The organism is Agrobacterium sp. GD03872 (genome assembly GCF_029840625.1).
Taxonomy (GTDB): Bacteria; Pseudomonadota; Alphaproteobacteria; order Rhizobiales; family Rhizobiaceae; genus Agrobacterium; species Agrobacterium fabrum_A.
The window spans coordinates 798,867-816,461 of record NZ_JAOCCY010000001.1; the positions used below are offsets into that span (position 1 = coordinate 798,867).

Below are 17,595 nucleotides of genomic sequence, written 5' to 3' on the forward strand. Positions count from 1 at the left end.
TCAAGCATGCGTTTTGCGTCCTGCGGGTTCTGTATGCGCCTAAAGTATAAGGTGGCTCCCAGATATTTCAGTTGCAAATAAAATACGAAGCAGCGTTTCGGGAATTTCCTGAAAAGGCCGGTTTTCCCGCGATTAATTCTTGGCGCGGGTGCTTGTCAGCCGGGCGGTAACCGTGCTTACTTTGCTGCGATGCCTGAACAGCAACGAGGGGAATTCAAAGCTGCGGGCAGCGTTCATATCTGGGAGGATATAGATGGACCGCCGTTCCTTCATGAAAAAAGGTGCGCTTGCGGGAGCCGCAACGGCTCTGGCCGCGCCCGCCATTGCACAGCAGAATACCAAGATCAACTGGCGCCTGACCTCGTCGTTTCCGAAATCGCTCGACACGATCTATGGCGGCGCCGAAGATATCGCCAAACATGTCGCCGCCGCAACCGACGGCAACTTCACCATCCAGCCTTTTGCCGCCGGCGAAATCGTTCCCGGCCTTCAGGCGGCCGACGCGGTATCGTCGGGCACGGTGGAGATGTGCCACACCTGCTCTTATTATTATGTCGGCAAGGATCCGACCTTCGCCATCGGCACGGCCATACCCTTCGGCCTCAATGCGCGCCTGACCAATTCCTGGTTCTATGAAGGCAACGGCAACAAGCTGCTCAACGAATTTTACGCCAAGCACAACCTCTACGGCATGATATCGGGCAATACCGGTGCGCAGATGGGCGGCTGGTTCCGCAAGGAAATCAATACCGTCGACGATTTCAAGGGCGTGAAGATGCGTATTGCCGGTCTCGCCGGCAAGGTGGTGGAAAAGCTTGGCGTCGTGCCGCAGCAGATCGCCGGCGGCGACATCTATCCGGCGCTGGAAAAAGGCACTATCGATGCCGCCGAATGGGTCGGTCCCTATGACGACCACAAGCTCGGCTTCCAGAAGGTGGCGAAATATTACTATTATCCCGCTTTCTGGGAGGGCGGCCCGGTCATCCATTCCTTCGTCAACCTGGACAAGTGGAACAGCCTGCCGAAAAGCTACCAGACGGCGCTGCAGGATGCCTGCGCTTTCGCCAACACCAGCATGATGGCGAAATACGACGCGAAAAACCCGATCGCCATCAAGCAGCTCGTCTCTGAAGGTGCGGTGCTCCGGCCCTTCAGCCAGGAAATCCTTGAGGCCTGCTACAAGGCCGCCTTGGAAGTTTACGCCAATATTTCGGCCTCCAATCCGGACTTCAAGAAGATCTACGAGGATCAGGTTGCCTTCAAGCGCGAAGGTTATCTGTGGATGCAGCTGGCGGAATATACCTTCGATACGTTCATGATGATCCAGCAGCGTAACGGCAAGCTCTGATTATTCGGCAACGGCGGCGGACCGGGCAAAGGCCTCGGAGACTTCGGTTTCCGGGGTTTTTGCTGTGCGTCCATGCCTTCACACACCCGGCAACAAAGGATGATTTACGATCAATTCCGTTGTGGGCAAAAGCAGCAGGCTCCGGGTCCAGCCGGAATGTCGGTGAGTATTGGCCACGCCGACCTCGGCAAAGGCCTTGCTCGCAACTGTGGAGGTGATGCGATGTGGAAAACGCTGAGCATTGCATTCGTCATTAGGAAAAACCGGACAGGCTGGTCAGTGACTGCCCGGTTCCATTTCTAAAGAGAGTAAACGGAAGGCAGGGCGCAACCCTGTCTTCCACTCCGCAATCATAAGCGTTAGACGTCGATCAGGGCCCGATCTTCGGGGGCTCACCAAGATTCGGCATGCCCGGCATCCCGCCCGGCGGGCCGAAATTGGGCATGGTGTTACCGCCCTGATTGCCGAAGGCGGGCACTTCGATCTTGATGGAATTCAGATCGACCTCGGGCGCCTTGTCCAGCCAGTAGGTGACGGATTCCGGCCAGAAGATCACGATGGCGACGAGGATGAGCTGCATGCCGAGCCAGGGGATGGCACCCATGTAGATATCCGATGTCTTGACCGTGCGCGGCGCAATGGAGCGCAGGTAGAACAGCGCAAACCCGAAGGGCGGATGCATGAAGCTTGTCTGCATGTTGATGCAGATGAGGACGCCGAACCAGATAAGATCGATGCCGAGCGATTGTGCAATCGGCGCCAGCATCGGGATAACGATGAAGGCGATCTCGAAGAAATCCAGGAAAAAAGCGAGGAAGAAGATGAAGATGTTGACGAAGATCAGGAAGCCGATGGGGCCGCCCGGAATGCCCGACAGCATGTGCTCGATCCAGAGCGAACCATCCATGCCCTGAAAGACGAGGGAGAAGCAGGTGGCGCCAACCAGAATGAAAACCACCATGGAGGTGATGTGCATGGTGGAATGCATGCCCTGCTTGACCAGGTCCCATGTGAGGCGGCGGTGCGCGGCGGCAAGCGCCATGGCGCCGACGACGCCGAGCGCACCGGCTTCTGTCGGCGTTGCGAGGCCGAGGAAGATGGTGCCGAGCACGAGGAAGATCAGCACGATCGAGGGGATCATGCCCGCCAGTACGCGGAACACCAGCGCCCGGTTAAGCTCGCCGCGCGCTTCCGGCGGCAGCGCCGGCAGGTCCTTCGGTCGCACGATCGACATCAGCAGGATGAAGAGCATGAAGATCGCCACCTGCAGGATCGACGGGCCGATGGCGCCGAGATACATGTCTCCCACGGATTTGCCGAGCTGGTCGGCAAGCACGATCAGCACCAGCGAAGGCGGGATGACCTGCGTGATCGTTCCCGATGCGGCGATGACACCGGTCGCAAGCCGCGGGTTGTAACCGTACTTCAACATGATCGGCAGCGAGATGACGCCCATGGTGATGACGGAAGCCGCAACCGTGCCGGTGATCGCGCCGAGAATGGCGCCGACGATGATGACCGCATAAGCGAGACCGCCCGGAATGGCGCCGAACAGCTTGCCCGTCCCTTCAAGCAGATCCTCCGCCAGCCCGCATCGCTCGAGGATCGCGCCCATGAAGGTGAAGAAGGGGATGGCAAGCAGAAGGTCGTTCGAGACGATGCCGAAGATACGCAGCGGCAGGGCCTGAAGGAAGGCCGGCGAAAAATGTTCCGTGAAGATGCCGATGATGCCGAAAACGAGACCGACGGTGGCAAGCGAGAAAGCAACCGGGAATCCATAAAGCATGAAGAGGATCATGCCGAGGAACATCAGTGGCGGAAGAATACCATATTCGAACATGGGAAATATCCTGAAGGTTCAGATCGGCAAGATCATTGCAGGGGTTTTTCGTATTTCGTGTCGAGCGCATAAACCCCTTTGAGGGCGCCTATACGCTTGATGAGTTCCGAAAATCCCTGAAGAACCAGAAGGGCGAAACCAGCGAAGATGATGAGTTTCACCGGCCAGCGGATGAGACCGCCGGCATTGGAGGACATTTCGCTCTGATGCCAGGACAGGCTGAACATGGGCCAGGAAAGCCAGGCGAGGTAAAAGCAGCCGGGCAGCAGGAACAGCACGATGCCGATAATATCTACCCAGATGCGGCTGCGCGGCGAAATCGCGCCGTAGATGATGTCCACCCGCACATGTTCGTTCATGCGCAGCGTATAGGATGCGCCGATCAGCACGATAAAGGCGAACATGTACCACTGGATTTCCAGCCAGCCGTTTGAACTGTAGTTCAGGGCGTAGCGGACCATCGCATTACCGGCGCTGACGAGGCAGCAGATGAGTACGAGATAGCCGGCAACCTTGCCCAGAGCTTCGCTCGCAAGGTCTATCGTCGCGCTTAGTTTTAAAAGCGGTTTCATAACTTTCCCCTCTTCCCTTTTCGGGCCCTTTACGGGTTTATGGCGGAAAGCAAAGTCCGGTACCCTTGCGGCAGCCACGCCTCCACGTGCATCCGTTGCCACAGGTTCCAGAAGTTCCTCCCCACAGAATCCCGTGTATGGTCAGGCGGTTCGAAAAGCAACTGAAACTGCTGCGAAACAGTTCGGCGGAACGCCCTTTTCAACCGTTTGCGAAAGAATGTTGCTCCGGGACATGCTTTGCCCCGGGGAGGGATCGCAGCGCATGTCCGCCCCGCTCTTTAGCGTGGAACGCATTGCGCTTTTCGGCGACTTCATGTTAGGTCTGGCTACGGAGAATTCGGCATGGGCCGTGATCGTGCGCAGGCGAATCGCCTCGCACGACGGGCATGACGGATGGAGCACAAGGGGAAGCGGAATGAGCGAACACCACACGGGTCCGGTCGAAGTCGGCGCCGAGATGAACTACGCCGAGCACGAAAAGACCTATAACGGTTTTCTGGCCCTGACCAAGTACGGCACCATGCTGCTGTGCGTGCTGATGCTGGCCATGGTCGCCGGTTTCTTCACCACCGCCGGCTTCCTTGGCGGGCTGGTCGTCTTCGTCGTGCTGTCGGCCGCGGGTTTCTTTTTGCTGCGCTGAACACGCCCGTTCATGAGCGGTTCCCCTTCCGGGAACCGGGCGATGCCGGATAACCGGAAAGGCCAAGCCATGAAGCGTTTATTATATTGCCTGTTTCTGCTGGTGGCGATTGCGCATCCCGCTTTGTCGCGCGACCTTTCGCCCGCCGAACAGGATAGTCTTCGAACGCAGATAGAGCGGTTCAGCACGGCTTTGAAGGCACAGGATTTCGAGATTGTCGGCAAGACAGTGCCGCCGAAAATCTTTGAATTCATCGCAAGTGACGCGGGTGTGACCGTGGAGCAATTGCGCAGCGCCTTGACGACGCAGATGCAGATGGCGCTCGCGGCGGTCAAGATAACCGAATTCACCATGGATATGCAGGCGATCAGCCTTGCGCAAACGCCTGATGGAACGCCCTACGCGCTTGTCCCGACCAAGACGGTGATGGAAACCGGCGGCCGGACGATCGAGGCGAAATCCCACACGCTGGCGCTGATGGATGGAGCGGAATGGTACCTGCTGCGCGTCAGCGACCAACAGCAGGTCACCATCTTGCGCAAGGTCTATCCATCCTTCGCCGAGGTGAAGTTTCCGGACGATTCCATGCAGCCGGCGAAGTAACCCGGGCCTTTCAGGAAAAACGCCCCGGCCGGAACGGATCGACCGAAATTGCCGTCTCCTCGCCACTGGCCAGCTGCGTCACCAGACGCGCGGTCGCCGCCGACTGTGTCAGCCCCAGATGGCCATGGCCGAAAGCATAGATGACGGACGGTGTGGCGCGGGCCGTGCCGATGACGGGAAGACAGTCCGGCATGGACGGGCGGAACCCCATCCATTGTCGTCCGCCTTCCAGCTTCAGGCCGGGCAGGAAACGTCCAGCCTTCTTCAGCATGGCTTCGGCACGACGAAAATTCGGTTTGAGCTCCAGCCCGCCGAGTTCCACCGCGCCGCCGACACGGATGCCTGTCGAAAGCGGGGTAACAACAAAGCCATGGTCATTGAAATAAAGCTGGCGCGTAAGGTTGAAAGCCTCAGGGGGCAGGGTGGTATTGTAGCCGCGTTCGGTCTCCAGCGGCACGATATTGCCGAGCGTGGCGGCGAGCTTCCTCGACCAAGCGCCGCAGGCGATCACCACTTTGTCGGCATCGATCTTGTCGCCGTTTTCCAGCGTCACGATCGTGCTTTCGCCGACGGCGTCGATGCGTTCGGCTTCGCCCTTGCGCAGGCTGGCGCCGCGGGCGAGCACCAGGTCGAAAATGGCGCGGGTGAAATCATAGGGATCGGAGACCTGCAGGCCATCCGGTGAGAACATGGCATGGCGGAACTGCGGCGCGAGACCCGGCTGCAGCGCCTCGATTTCGCTGCGGCCGACGCGTTCGAAGCTGAAGCCGGCGCTTGCCTTTTCGTCCCAGTCCCTGCGGGCGGCGTTGAGGCTGGCCTCACTGTCATAAAGATCGAGCGTACCGGTTTTCGAGACGAGGTGCGAAAGCTCCGGCATCGCAGCGACATGGGCCATTTCCATGGCCGCCAGCCGGTTGATATCCGCAAGCGACTTCAGCCCGTGGCGAAAATTGCGCTCGGCGCTGGCACGCCAGAAGCGCCACAGCCAGGGTGCAATCTTGTGAGCATAGGCAGGCGGCACACTGAGCGGGCCAAGCGGATCGAACAGCCAGCGCGGTGCTTTTTTCATGATGCCGGGAGCGGGAATGGGGATGATTTCGGGGAAGGCCAGAATGCCGGCATTGCCGGAACTTGCACCCCGGGCGACCTCGCCACGCTCCAGAAACACCACTTCCCGTCCGGCATTCTGCAGATAAAGCGCCGCCATGGAACCGATAATGCCGGTGCCGATCACCAGCACATCGCATTTCAGGGTTTTGGTCATCGGCGCTCCTGCAACACTAATCTTTCAATCCCGCCATAACAATGAATGGCGTCCGGATGAAAGACCGCATCGCGTTGCCGGCGCAGAAATATCGGCACTGTGGCAAATAAGCGGTCCGAATTGCGCAAGAGGACTGCGTGTGCCGCTGGGCTTCTGGCGGTCGTTTCAGGTCGCAGGATGGTTATATTGCATCATTAATCGCTATTTAACGCTGTCCGGCTAGTTTCGCGAACAGGCAGACCGACCGTTTTTCATTCTTATACTTCGAGAATGAAGGAGGTCCGCATATTAGTCATCGTCGGGGGATTTAAAGGCATGTCTCACTTTTCAAAATTCGGTCTGGACGCTTCCGCTGTGCTCGATGCGCTCAGCCGCTCACAGGCCATCATCGAATTCGATTTGACTGGCAGGATTTTGAAGGCGAACGATAATTTCTGCAAAGCGGTTGGTTATCAGTCGTCCGAAATCGTTGGACGTTCGCACAGCATGTTCCTGTCTTCCGAAGACGCGGCCTCGCCCGAATACAAAGCGTTCTGGGCGAAGCTGTCGCGTGGTGAATACGACCAGGGCCAGTACCGGCGTCAGGCCAAGAATGGCGACGAAATCTGGATCGAAGCTTCCTACAATCCGGTGTTCCGTTTCGGCAAACCCTACAAGGTGGTCAAGATTGCAACCGACATCACCTCGATCAAGCGCAAGAGCGCCGAGGATGACGGCAAGCTGGCCGCGCTTTCCCGCGCGCAGGCCATGATCGAATTTACGCCCGACGGAAAGATACTCAGCGCCAACGAAAATTTCCTCGCGACGCTCGGTTACACGGCGGAAGAAATCATCGGCAAGCATCATCAGATGTTCTGCGAACCGGCCTATGCCCAGTCTCAGGACTATCGGGATTTCTGGAAGGAACTCGCAAAGGGCCATTTCTCGACCGGGCAGTTCATGCGCCTTGGCAAGGATGGCAAACGTGTTTTCATTCAGGCTTCCTACAACCCGATCATCGATGACCGGGGCCGCGTCTTCAAGGTGGTGAAATTCGCCTTCGATGTGACGGACCGGATGCACGCGGTCGAGGAACTTGGCGCGGCGCTCGAGCGGCTTTCTCAATGCAACATCCGTATCACGCTCGACAAACCCTTCGTCGGCGAATTCGAACGGTTGCGTAGCGATTTCAATAAGTCCATCGCGGAATTCCAGAAGACGCTGGAAAATGTTCTCGGCCAGACCGGGGACCTGACCCGCAGCAGCCAGGAGGTCAGCGAAGCCTCCGTCAACCTTGCCGAACGCTCACGCGAGCAGGCGGTGGCGCTTGAGGAGACGTCGGCAGCGCTCGAAGAAATCACCGCGACCGTTCGTTCATCGACGGAAAATATGAAAGAGACGCGCAAGCTCGTTCAAAGCGCGCGGGCATCTACCGTGGCTTCCACCGAAGTCGTGGAGCGCACGGTTGACGCCATGCAGCGCATCGAGACGGCATCGCGGGAAATCAGCCAGATCATCGGCGTGATCGACGAGATCGCTTTCCAGACGAACCTGCTGGCGCTGAATGCCGGCGTGGAAGCCGCCCGTGCGGGAGAGGCCGGCAAGGGCTTTGCCGTGGTGGCGCAGGAGGTGCGCGAGCTGGCACAGCGTTCCGCCAATGCCGCCAAGGAAATCAAGGCGCTGATCAACAATTCCGGCACCGAGGTTCTGGAAGGCGTCAGGCTGGTCGGCGAAACGGGTGAAGCGCTGAAGCAGATCGATGCTCTGGTCCGGCACATCGACGGTAATGTCGACATGATCTCCAAGGCGGCGGACGAACAGGCTGTCGGCATCAGCGAAATCAACAAGGCGGTCAACCGGCTGGACCGGATGACGCAGGAGAATGCTGCCATGAGCGCCCGCACCACGGTGATCAGCACGACGCTGGCGCAGGGCGCCGATGCGCTGGCGCAGCTTGTCAGCCTGTTCAAGCTGAACCGCCGTACGGTTCAGCGCGAGAACGGACCGTCCGTGCGGCCGGAGTCTCCCAATACAGCCCGGCGCGAGCAAGGCTCGTCACGCGCCGCCGCATAAGGGGGCGGGCTGAGGCCCGCTTCAGCTTGGTAACGGTTATGGATGCGGATGCCTTTGACCGGCATCCGCATGCCGTTATCCCCGCAGGGTCGGCCGTGCAATGCCGAGATGGTCGCGCAATGTAGACCCTTCGTAGTCCGTCCGGAACAGGCCGCGTTCCTGCAACAGCGGCACGACTTCGCGGTTGAATTCCTCCAGCCCCCCAGGGAAGAAGGGCGGCATGACGTTGAAGCCGTCGGCTGCGCCGTTTTCGAACCATTCCTGCATCCGGTCCGCCACATCCCTCGCTGTGCCCATGACGATATGGTGGCCGCGGCCGGCGGCGACGCGCAGCGCCAGTTCGCGGATTGTCAACTTTTCGCGGTGCGCGAGTTCTGTCAGAAGTTCGGCGCGGCTGCGCAACTGGTCGGAAATCGGCAGATCGGGCAGCGGGCCGTCGAGATCGTAATCCGTGAGGCTGTGGCCGATGCGTTCTTCAAGCAGCGGCATGGCGCTCTTGATATCGGTCCAGCGGTTCAGTTCCTTCAGTTTCTCGCCAGCCTCTTCGAAACTCCTGCCGATGATCGGCATGAAGCCGGGCATTACGGCGACGCTGGCCGGATCGCGGCCGAACTTCTCAACGCGCGCCTTGAGGCTGGTATAGAAGGCCTGCGCTTCGGAAATCGCCTGCTGGGCGGTGAAGACGATATCGGCGGTGCGGGCGGCGAGATCCTGCCCCGGCCCGGAGGAGCCGGCCTGGATGAGAACCGGGTGGCCCTGCGGCGAGCGCGGAATATTGAGCGGTCCCTTGACCGTGAAATATTTGCCTTCGTGATTGAGGATATGGACCTTTTCGGGGTCGACATAGCGGCCCGCCTGCTTGTCCTTGATGAAGGCGTCATCGTCCCAGCTGTCCCACAGGCCGCGAACGACGTTCACATATTCTTCCGCCACCGCATAACGCTCGTCATGCTCTGGGTGGTCCTTGGAAAAATTCGCCGCCGTGCGGGCGTAAGAGGTGGTGACGATGTTCCAGGCCGCGCGGCCGTGGCTCAGATGGTCGATGGACGCGAAGGCGCGAGCGGTATGATAGGGCTCGCCATAGGTGGTGGAAGCGGTTGCAGCAAGCCCGATCTTGTCGGTCACCATGGCAAGTGCGGCAAGCAGGGTCAGCGGCTCGAAGCGGGCTATCATCGACGGATGGGCGTCGACGCCGCTGGTCAGGCCGTCGGCCAGGAAAACCATGTCGAACTTCGCCGCTTCGGCCATTTTCGTAACGCGGGTGAGCAGATCGAGATTCTCGCTGCCGGCTTCCGCATCGGGGTGACGCCAGCCGGAAACGTGGTGCCCGGCGCCTTGGAGAAAAAGGCCGAGATGCATCTGTCTTTTGCGGATCGTATTGGTCATGGGGATCATGCCTTCATTTCGGTCGAGTTATATCTGCCTTGCCAGAAGCGTTTCGAGCTTCTGGAGGTCCGCTGCGGTTGTCATGCTCCGCACCAGCGCCGGAATTCCGGCGAATTTTTCATTGCCGCCGGTTGCGTCGGCAAATTTTTCCGTGGGATCGTCGATGCCCGGCAGACCGTCGATACGGCGCGACAGCAGCGTGCCATCCTTCTTCGTCACATCGATGACCACGAAACGGGTGGTCGGATCGGGTGAGAGGCGGCGGGCGGTCTCGTCATGTCGGCGTGAGACCCTGGAGGAAACGGCAAGCAGGTCGGCGCGTGTCTGGCGCTCGTCGAAATGGCTGATTCCGAGCGCTCCATCCGTCAGCGCCGCGGCAAAGACATATTCGGGGCTGAAGCGCGCATCGATGCCAGTCGCGGGCGTGGCCGGTCCGACGAGGGCGGCGTCGCCGCCCGGCGGGAAGGTGATGGTGACCGCTTCAATCTCATCCGGCGTCAGACCATTGCCGCTGCGCAGCGCCAGTGCCCCGACAGCGACGGGATGGGCGGCGGTACAGCAGGGAAAGGCCTTGAGGGTGAGGCCGGGCGAAACGATCTGCCAGGGTGCGCCCCAACCGGAGAGAACCCTTTTCGGCTGTTCCGCACCGAAGGCGAAAGCGGAATAGAAGCCGATGGGATTTTCCAGAAAATCGGTAGCGCCCTGAAAGCCAACTCGCGCCAGCCGCGCGGCGGTGAGGCCGGCGCGTGTGGCAAGGCCGGCATGCAGCGGCTTGGCGTCGAACCCGAATTGCAGGCGAAGCCCGGCCGATTGTGTGGCGGCGAGGCCAAGTGCCGTGGCTGTGGTCTGCGGATTGAATTTCAGCAGGTGGGCGATGGCCGCCGCGGCGCCGATGGGGCCGAGCGTTGCCGTGGCGTGGAAGCCGTTTTCGTAATGTCTGGTGCCGAGTGACAGGCCGAGACGCGCCATGGTCTCGAGACCGACAATATAGGCGGCGATGAAGGCATCCGCCGTCGAACCTTCCTCGACTGCAACAGCCAGCAGCGCGGGAATGATGGCGACGGTCGGGTGGCCGCGCACGCTGCCGTGGACATCGTCATAGTCAAGCACATGGCCGGCATGGCCATTGATGAGCGCTGCGGTGAAGATGTCTGTACGCAGGTCGTGACCGATGATGCCCGCTGTGCCTGACGTGCCGGGCGTAAAGCTGTCGATCAGGATTTTGGTGCTTCTGTCGGCAGCGCCGCCCAGCACGCAGGCGAAAAAATCGACCAGCGCCGTGCGGGCGATTGTGACCGCCTCATTGTCGCGCAGCGGATCGGAGGCGACAATCGCCTCGGCAAGATGGAGGGTGAGCTTTTCGTCGGCGGTCATGGCGTCAGATCCCTTCGCCGTCAGCCACCCGCGCCACCTGCCCGCCGAGACCCTTGACGAAGGCGTTGATGCGCGGATTGGTCGATCTGTAGAAGATATGCTCCGGCGTGCCCTGATCGACGATCAGGCCGTTTTCGGTAAAGACGATCTTGTCGCTGATTTCCTCGGCAAAGCGCATTTCATGGGTGACGAGAATGCTGGTCATGCCCTCATTGACGAGATCGCGGATGACGGCGAGCACTTCGCCCACGGTTTCGGGGTCGAGCGCAGAAGTGACCTCATCGAACAGCACCAGTTCCGGCCGCATGGCAAGCGCGCGGGCAATCGCCACGCGCTGCTGCTGGCCGCCGGAAAGCTGGCCGGGATAGGCATCGACCTTCTGGGAAAGGCGGACCTTTTCCAGCAGTTCGCGGGCATGGCGCTCGGCCTCCGCCTTCGGTGTGCCGAGAATCTTGATCGGCGCGATGGTGATGTTTTCCATGACAGTCAGATGCGGGAAGAGGTTGAACTGCTGGAACACGATGCCGATGCGCTTGCGCAGCGCAATGCGCTCAGCCTCGGTCTTCAGCTGGTCCACCCGGGTGCCGCCGACGGTGATCTTGCCCGATTGCGGGATGAGCAGGCCGTTGATGCAGCGCAGGATGGTGGATTTGCCGGAGCCGGAAGGGCCGATGATGGAGACGGCGTCGCCCTTGTTCACCGTAAGGTCGATGCCCTTCAGGACCTGATTGTCACCGAAGGACAGGTGTATGCCTTCCAGTTCAACCAGGGCTTTTGCGGCGGTTTGTGGTGCGGGTGCGGACATGGCGTGTTCCAATCAGCGGGAAGCGAAGCGCCGTTCCAGGCGCTGCGTGAAACGGGAGACGGGATAGCAGAACAGGAAGAACGCCATCAGAACGGTGAGATAGACCACGACGGTGAAATCGTTGCGCTGCACGGCGGTGCTGGCGTCTGTCGCGGCGTGCAGTAGCTCATGCACGCCGACCAGCGAGGCAAGTGCCGTACCCATGGTGATCGACGCATACAGGTTCATCCATGGCGGCAGCGAACGTTTCACGCATTGCGGCAGGATGATCCAGCGCAGCGTCTGGTTACGCGAGAAGCCAAGGCCCTGCGCCGCTTCCCATTGCGCCGTCGGAATGGACTGGATGGCGCCGCGGGTGATTTCGGCGATATGGGCGCTGGCCGGAATGGCGAGACCGACGACGGCCTTGATCCAGTCCGGGAAGGGTATGTAGTTGCCGAAGGCGACGATCTCGAAGGGGAAGATGTAGGTCGCGGCAAAGATCAGCACCAGATGCGGGGCATTGCGGAAGATTTGCACATAGGTGAGCGCCGGCGTCCGCACCAGACGATAGGGCGCGAGTTCCATGATGCCGAGCAGGACGCCGATGAAGGTGCCGATGGCGATCGCAAGGACGCTGATCAGCACATTCATGGCAAAACCCTTGCCGAGATAAGGCAGCCATTGCAGCAGCACCTGACCGAGCGATGGATCGAGGATCAGCCACAGGATGACCGCAATCAGCACGCCGAGCAGCAGGATGGTGCCGAAAGGCGGCTTCTTTACCGCCTGTGCTGGAGAAACCACCGCGCTCATTGACCAAACCCCGGAACCGCAAGACGCCGTTCAAGCCACAGACCGGCCCTTGCGACGATGAAATTGATGACGCTGAAGAAGATGAGGATGACGAGCATCAGCTCGACCACATTGTCGCGCTGCGTCCAGATCAGGATCGAGGCATAGGTGATTTCACCCACTGCAATTGCCGAGCCGACCGTGGTGAGCTTCACCAGATTGACGAGATTGTTGATGATCGAGGGTAGCGCCGTGCGGATCGCCAGCGGAAACTCGACATAACGCAGCACCTCGAAGGAGCTGAAGCCGATGGAGCGCGCCGCCTCGATGGTGGTGGCCGGCACCGCCTCGATGCCGCCGCGCAGCGCTTCCGCATGGAAGGCGGCAATATGCAGGCCGGTGACGGCGACGACCCAGAAGAACGGCGTGAGCGGATTGTTCTGCGCGCCGCCGAGCGCATTGGAAATCAGCATGTTGAGCACGAGGAAACCGCACATCAGCTGCACCAGCGTCGGCGTGTTGCGCGTCAGCTCCACATAGGCGCGCACCGGACCGGCGAGCCAGGTCTTGCCCGATGTCAGCATCGCCGCAAAAATGAAGCCGAAGACGAGGCTGAGCGGCAGGGTGACAGCGACGAGGATGAGCGTCATCTTCATGCCATCAAGCCAGATCTGAACCTCGTAACCGCTGTTCAGAAAATCATAGTTGAGGCCGAGATGCGCGGCGAGTTCAATGAAGCGCGCTGTAAACGAATCCTGCATCGGAAATCCATGCTGTTATTGCGGCCGCCGCCCGGCGGGCGACGCCAGAATGGCCTGCCTTGTTATAAAGCAGAAAAGAACGGCAGGCGAAACCGGCCGTTCCTGATGGTCAGGGAAAATCACTCCGCTTGTTTGCCGCTGCCCTCACCCCGGGATGAGGACGGGCAGATAACGGAAAAGCCCTGCGCCTGCCCTTATTGCGCGGCAGAAAGCTTCTTCTGCTGCTCTTCCATATAGCCGATGCTTGGCAGGCGGTTGGCCTTGGCGAATTCGATCATCTTGCCGGATGCGTGCAGCTCCTTGACGATCTTGTCGAGCGCGGCCTGCGTGTCGGCTTCGCCCTTGCGCAGCCAGATCACCGAATCCGACGGGATGAGGTCGGTGGGGATCAGGATGCCGTAGTCCTTCCACTCGTCGGCGCGATCCTGCAGCATCAGGCTCAGCGTGCCGTTGACGTGAACGGAAACATCGCAATTGCCGCCCTTCAGCGCCAGCAGCGATTCCGGCTGGCTCGGCAGAGCCTTCACCTGTGCGCCATATTGCTCGATCAAAGGCTGGGTATAGTTGGAGCCCTGCGAAACGCAGGCGATCTTGCCTTTGAGGTCCGGCCAGTCCTTGATGCCGCTGTCCTTGCGGCCGATGGCTGCACCGCCCTGACGGTCATAGGGGGTCTGAACGTAATCGAGCGTTTTGGCGCGCTCTTCCGTGTACTGCATGTTGGCGATGAGAATATCCACCTTGCCCTGCTGCAGGAACTGCACGCGGTTGGGCGGCGTCACGGTTTCGGTGACCAGCTCGACACCGAGGCCGGCAGCCAGCGCCTTGGCGACGTCGATGTTGAGGCCCTTCTGCTCCTGCGTCTTCGGATCGATAAAGCCGAAAGGCGCGCCGGAAAGGATGACGCCGACGGTGAGCTTGCCGCGACCCTTGATCCGGTCGAGCGTTGCATCCGCATGGGCGGCGGTGGCCATCGAAGCGACGACGACGGTTCCGGCAATGAGTTTAGCGGCAAATCTGGAGAAAGAGAGGGCCATGGGTATTTCCTTTTGAGTGTAGGTGGAAACTACATGAGGCACCCGCCAAGAGCGAGAATTGGTATTGCGTGAAAAATACTATGAATAAAATCGGGTTCCAATAAAGTCTTTGATGCGAAAAAAAATCCTAATAATTTTAAGTCGTAGAATCCTGTTCTTTGTCCGCTTCCCCAGAGGGAGCGGGAGAGTAAATCCGCCGCAGCATACGGGCCGTATCGCCCATGGAAAGCGAGCGATTGCGGCTTTCGCCTTCTCCCCGCCGGGGAGAAGGTCGCGGCAGCGGGATGAGGGGACAAGGGGGCGGTCTATCGCTGGCGTGGCCCCCTCATCCGACCCTTCGGACCACCTTCTCCCCCTCGGGGAGAAGAAACGTGCTGCAACCTCCCGGCTGTCTCAACGACCGGCGTTATAGGCCGCGATTGCCGCCATGTTGACGATATCGCTGTCCTTGGCGCCCATCGTGGCGATCTGCACCGATTTGTCGAGGCCGACCAGAAGCGGGCCGATGACGGTTGCGCCGCCCAGTTCCTGCAGCATCTTGGTGGAGATGGAGGCGGAATGGATGGCGGGCATGACCAGCACGTTGGCCGGACCGGAAAGGCGGGCGAAGGGATACTGGCTCTGCATACGGTGATGGTTCAGCGCCACATCGGCCGACATTTCGCCGTCGACCTCGAAATTGACATTGCGCTTGTCGAGGATTTTCACCGCCTCGCGCACCTTGTCGGAGCGTTCGCCGGTCGGCTGGCCGAAGGTGGAATAAGCGAGCATGGCGACGCGCGGCTCGTAGCCGAAGCGGCGGGCGAGGTGGGCTGCCTCTTCGGCGATATCGGCGAGGTCTTCCGCATTCGGCATGTCATGCACGGCAGTATCGGCCACAAAGACGGTGCGGTTGCGCGAGACGACCAGCGAGACGCCGATGACACGGTGGCCGGGCTTGGTGTTGATGCAGCGGCGGATATCCTCAAGCGCCGTCGAATAATTGCGGGTAACGCCTGTCACCACCGCGTCCGCATCGCCCATCGCCACCATGCAGGCGGCGAAGTGGTTGCGGTCGTTGTGGATCAGGCGCTGCACGTCGCGCAGCAGGAAACCGCCGCGCTGCAGCCGTGCATAGAGATAATCGACATAGGCATCGACGCGGCTCGACAGGCGGGCATTGGTGATCTCGATATTGGCACGGTCGAGATCGATACCGGCGCGCTCCGCATTGGCCTTGATGATGTCATCGCGGCCGAGCAGGATGGCGGTGCCAAGCCCTTGAGCGGTAAAGGAAATCGCCGCGCGCATGACCTGTTCTTCTTCCGCTTCGGCAAAAACGACGCGCTTCGGCGAGCGGCGTACGCGCTCGTAAAGGCGCTGCGTCGTCGAGGCCATCGGGTCGCGGCGGGCGGAAAGCTCGCGGGCATAGGCGTCGAGGTCCGGCAGTTCGCGCTGGGCGACGCCGGTCTCAATGGCGGCTCTGGCCACGGCCACCGGAATGGCCGAGATCAGGCGCGGATCGAAGGGCACCGGAATGATATATTGCGAACCGAAGCGCGGGCGGTTGCCCTGATAGGCGGCGGCCACATCGTCAGGCACATCCTCGCGGGCAAGGTCGGCCAGCGCCTGCGCAGCCGCGATCTTCATCGCATCGTTGATCTGGCGGGCGCGCACATCGAGAGCGCCGCGGAAGATATAAGGGAAGCCGAGGACGTTATTGACCTGGTTCGGATAATCCGAACGGCCGGTCGCCATGATGGCGTCGTCGCGGATGCGCGAGACTTCCTCGGGGGTGATTTCCGGATCCGGATTGGCCATGGCGAAGATGATCGGCTTCGGCGCCATGGAGCGGATCATCTCTTCGGTAAAGGCGCCCTTCTGGGACAGGCCGAACACCACATCCGCACCCTTCATGGCTTCCGCCAGCGTGCGATTGTCGGTCTTCACCGCATGCGCCGATTTCCACTGGTTCATGCCTTCGGTGCGGCCCTGATAGATCACGCCCTTGGTATCGCAGAGCGTGATGTTTTCGGGGTTGAACCCCATGGCCTTGATAAGGTCCATGCAGGCGATTGCCGCAGCACCCGCGCCATTGCAGACGAGCTTCGTGGTCTTGAAATCGCGGCCGGTCAGCTCGATGGCGTTGATGAGGCCGGCGGCGGCGATGATGGCGGTGCCGTGCTGGTCGTCATGGAAAACGGGAATGTCCATCAGCTCGCGCAGGCGGCTTTCAATGATGAAACATTCGGGCGCCTTGATGTCTTCCAGATTGATGCCGCCGAAGGAGGGGCCGAGGTATCGCACGCAATTGATGAATTCATCGGCGTCTTCGGTATCGACCTCGAGATCGATGGAATCGACATCGGCGAAGCGCTTGAAGAGGACGGATTTACCCTCCATGACCGGCTTGGAAGCGAGCGCGCCGAGATTGCCGAGGCCGAGGATGGCCGTGCCGTTGGAGATGACGGCGACCATGTTGCCGCGCGTGGTATAATCGTAAGCGGTCGCCGGGTTTTCGGCGATGGCTTTCACCGGCACGGCCACGCCAGGCGAATAGGCGAGCGACAGGTCCCGCTGCGTCGCCATCGGTTTGGTCGGAGTGATTTCCAGCTTGCCCGGTCTGCCTTCCGCGTGGAAATCCAGGGCTTCCTGATCCGTTACCGATGTTCTTGTGCTGGCGGGTTTTGTCGTGTCGGACATGGGCTGTGCGTGCTTTCCTGTCGATAACGTGTAAAAATATCCGCCGTTGTTATTGTATTTTTCGCGCCCCTGCCAAGCTTTGAATGTTGTTCAGTGCAGCAAATTTAGCGTGAGGTAAAATTGCGACCGATTCAATCGATTGAGTTGATATTCTTCGCTCGGCCGCAAGCGAAGCTGGCTTCCGACGCCATCATTCGGTCCGCTAATGCGGCTTTTTAAAGTGAGCAAATTTCCACGATCAGCGGAGATGTTTTCGCAGCGTGTTCTACGGAACCTGACGCGTCACCCAGCGTTATCGAAACGTGTTCGCTGACAATCGACATGCCCTTCAAATGCGCCGTCGCCATTCACCAAGCTTTCACAAGGCGAATTTATGAGCTTGCGCTTATCCGTCGGTAAACCGATGATGGCGGTATTTCGAAATATGTATATTGTCCGGCGCGCCGGGAATTTTTTAGAA

14 protein-coding genes are annotated in these 17,595 nt (G+C 60.0%); 4 read left to right on the top strand and 10 right to left on the bottom strand.

Features of this window, described 5'->3' with window-relative positions; all coding sequences use genetic code 11:
• Positions 1-253 precede the first annotated feature (253 nt).
• On the top strand, positions 254-1,348 hold the full coding sequence (locus N5D22_RS03845) for a TRAP transporter substrate-binding protein (protein WP_279655875.1): 1,095 nt from the start codon (positions 254-256) through the stop codon (positions 1,346-1,348).
• 370 nt (positions 1,349-1,718) lie between these two features.
• On the opposite strand, the gene N5D22_RS03850 is transcribed toward N5D22_RS03845, so the two are convergent.
• Positions 1,719-3,188 (bottom strand): TRAP transporter large permease subunit, encoded by a 1,470-nt coding sequence (locus N5D22_RS03850; RefSeq protein ID WP_279655874.1) that lies wholly within the window; start codon positions 3,186-3,188, stop codon positions 1,719-1,721.
• A 32-nt stretch (positions 3,189-3,220) separates the two neighbouring features.
• The gene (locus N5D22_RS03855) at positions 3,221-3,760 is read right to left on the bottom strand and encodes a TRAP transporter small permease subunit (RefSeq protein ID WP_279655873.1); all 540 of its coding nucleotides are present in this window, start codon (positions 3,758-3,760) and stop codon (positions 3,221-3,223) included.
• 415 nt (positions 3,761-4,175) lie between these two features.
• Here N5D22_RS03855 and N5D22_RS03860 point away from each other — a divergent pair, with 415 nt between their 5' ends.
• Both N5D22_RS03860 and N5D22_RS03865 read left to right on the top strand, forming a co-directional pair.
• Positions 4,176-4,400: an aa3-type cytochrome c oxidase subunit IV gene (locus N5D22_RS03860; protein ID WP_020011918.1), complete on the top strand. Its 225-nt coding sequence runs from the start codon at positions 4,176-4,178 to the stop codon at positions 4,398-4,400.
• Positions 4,401-4,469: 69 nt separating this feature from the next.
• Positions 4,470-5,003, top strand: a complete 534-nt coding sequence (locus tag N5D22_RS03865) for a hypothetical protein (protein ID WP_279655872.1) — start codon at positions 4,470-4,472, stop codon at positions 5,001-5,003.
• Between the two features lie 10 nt (positions 5,004-5,013).
• Here the strand turns inward: N5D22_RS03865 and N5D22_RS03870 are convergent, their stop codons facing one another.
• Positions 5,014-6,267, bottom strand: coding sequence for an FAD-binding oxidoreductase (locus tag N5D22_RS03870; protein WP_279655871.1), 1,254 nt, complete (start codon positions 6,265-6,267; stop codon positions 5,014-5,016).
• 315 nt (positions 6,268-6,582) lie between these two features.
• On the opposite strand from N5D22_RS03870, the gene N5D22_RS03875 reads away from it, so the two are divergent.
• A complete protein-coding gene (locus N5D22_RS03875) occupies positions 6,583-8,319 on the top strand; it encodes a PAS domain-containing methyl-accepting chemotaxis protein (RefSeq protein ID WP_279655870.1) in 1,737 nt (578 codons plus the stop codon).
• A 75-nt stretch (positions 8,320-8,394) separates the two neighbouring features.
• Here N5D22_RS03875 and N5D22_RS03880 read toward each other — a convergent pair whose 3' ends face one another.
• From N5D22_RS03880 to N5D22_RS03910, 7 genes are all read right to left on the bottom strand, one after another.
• Positions 8,395-9,714, bottom strand: coding sequence for an LLM class flavin-dependent oxidoreductase (locus tag N5D22_RS03880; protein ID WP_279655869.1), 1,320 nt, complete (start codon positions 9,712-9,714; stop codon positions 8,395-8,397).
• Positions 9,715-9,732: 18 nt separating this feature from the next.
• Complete coding sequence (locus tag N5D22_RS03885) at positions 9,733-11,079, bottom strand: MmgE/PrpD family protein (protein WP_279655868.1); 1,347 nt, start codon at positions 11,077-11,079, stop codon at positions 9,733-9,735.
• Between the two features lie 4 nt (positions 11,080-11,083).
• Entirely contained in the window at positions 11,084-11,884 is an 801-nt protein-coding gene (locus N5D22_RS03890; protein WP_279655867.1) for an amino acid ABC transporter ATP-binding protein, read from the bottom strand.
• Positions 11,885-11,896: 12 nt separating this feature from the next.
• On the bottom strand, positions 11,897-12,679 hold the full coding sequence (locus N5D22_RS03895) for an amino acid ABC transporter permease (RefSeq protein WP_279655866.1): 783 nt from the start codon (positions 12,677-12,679) through the stop codon (positions 11,897-11,899).
• Entirely contained in the window at positions 12,676-13,419 is a 744-nt protein-coding gene (locus tag N5D22_RS03900) for an amino acid ABC transporter permease (protein WP_279655865.1), read from the bottom strand. Before N5D22_RS03900 ends, N5D22_RS03895 begins: the two co-directional genes overlap by 4 nt.
• A 194-nt stretch (positions 13,420-13,613) precedes the next feature.
• Complete coding sequence (locus tag N5D22_RS03905; protein ID WP_279655864.1) at positions 13,614-14,453, bottom strand: transporter substrate-binding domain-containing protein; 840 nt, start codon at positions 14,451-14,453, stop codon at positions 13,614-13,616.
• A 393-nt stretch (positions 14,454-14,846) separates the two neighbouring features.
• Positions 14,847-17,135: an NADP-dependent malic enzyme gene (locus N5D22_RS03910; protein ID WP_279655863.1), complete on the bottom strand. Its 2,289-nt coding sequence runs from the start codon at positions 17,133-17,135 to the stop codon at positions 14,847-14,849.
• Positions 17,136-17,595 lie beyond the last annotated feature (460 nt).

Excerpts from the sequence above, each read along its gene's own strand:
- N5D22_RS03845 (WP_279655875.1), top strand. The coding sequence starts at position 254 with ATGGACCGCCGTTCCTTCATGAAAAAAGGTGCGCTTGCGGGAGCCGCA.
- N5D22_RS03850 (WP_279655874.1), bottom strand. The coding sequence starts at position 3,188 with ATGTTCGAATATGGTATTCTTCCGCCACTGATGTTCCTCGGCATGATC.
- N5D22_RS03855 (WP_279655873.1), bottom strand. The coding sequence starts at position 3,760 with ATGAAACCGCTTTTAAAACTAAGCGCGACGATAGACCTTGCGAGCGAA.
- N5D22_RS03860 (WP_020011918.1), top strand. The coding sequence starts at position 4,176 with ATGAGCGAACACCACACGGGTCCGGTCGAAGTCGGCGCCGAGATGAAC.
- N5D22_RS03865 (WP_279655872.1), top strand. The coding sequence starts at position 4,470 with ATGAAGCGTTTATTATATTGCCTGTTTCTGCTGGTGGCGATTGCGCAT.
- N5D22_RS03870 (WP_279655871.1), bottom strand. The coding sequence starts at position 6,267 with ATGACCAAAACCCTGAAATGCGATGTGCTGGTGATCGGCACCGGCATT.
- N5D22_RS03875 (WP_279655870.1), top strand. The coding sequence starts at position 6,583 with ATGTCTCACTTTTCAAAATTCGGTCTGGACGCTTCCGCTGTGCTCGAT.
- N5D22_RS03880 (WP_279655869.1), bottom strand. The coding sequence starts at position 9,714 with ATGATCCCCATGACCAATACGATCCGCAAAAGACAGATGCATCTCGGC.
- N5D22_RS03885 (WP_279655868.1), bottom strand. The coding sequence starts at position 11,079 with ATGACCGCCGACGAAAAGCTCACCCTCCATCTTGCCGAGGCGATTGTC.
- N5D22_RS03890 (WP_279655867.1), bottom strand. The coding sequence starts at position 11,884 with ATGTCCGCACCCGCACCACAAACCGCCGCAAAAGCCCTGGTTGAACTG.
- N5D22_RS03895 (WP_279655866.1), bottom strand. The coding sequence starts at position 12,679 with ATGAGCGCGGTGGTTTCTCCAGCACAGGCGGTAAAGAAGCCGCCTTTC.
- N5D22_RS03900 (WP_279655865.1), bottom strand. The coding sequence starts at position 13,419 with ATGCAGGATTCGTTTACAGCGCGCTTCATTGAACTCGCCGCGCATCTC.
- N5D22_RS03905 (WP_279655864.1), bottom strand. The coding sequence starts at position 14,453 with ATGGCCCTCTCTTTCTCCAGATTTGCCGCTAAACTCATTGCCGGAACC.
- N5D22_RS03910 (WP_279655863.1), bottom strand. The coding sequence starts at position 17,135 with ATGTCCGACACGACAAAACCCGCCAGCACAAGAACATCGGTAACGGAT.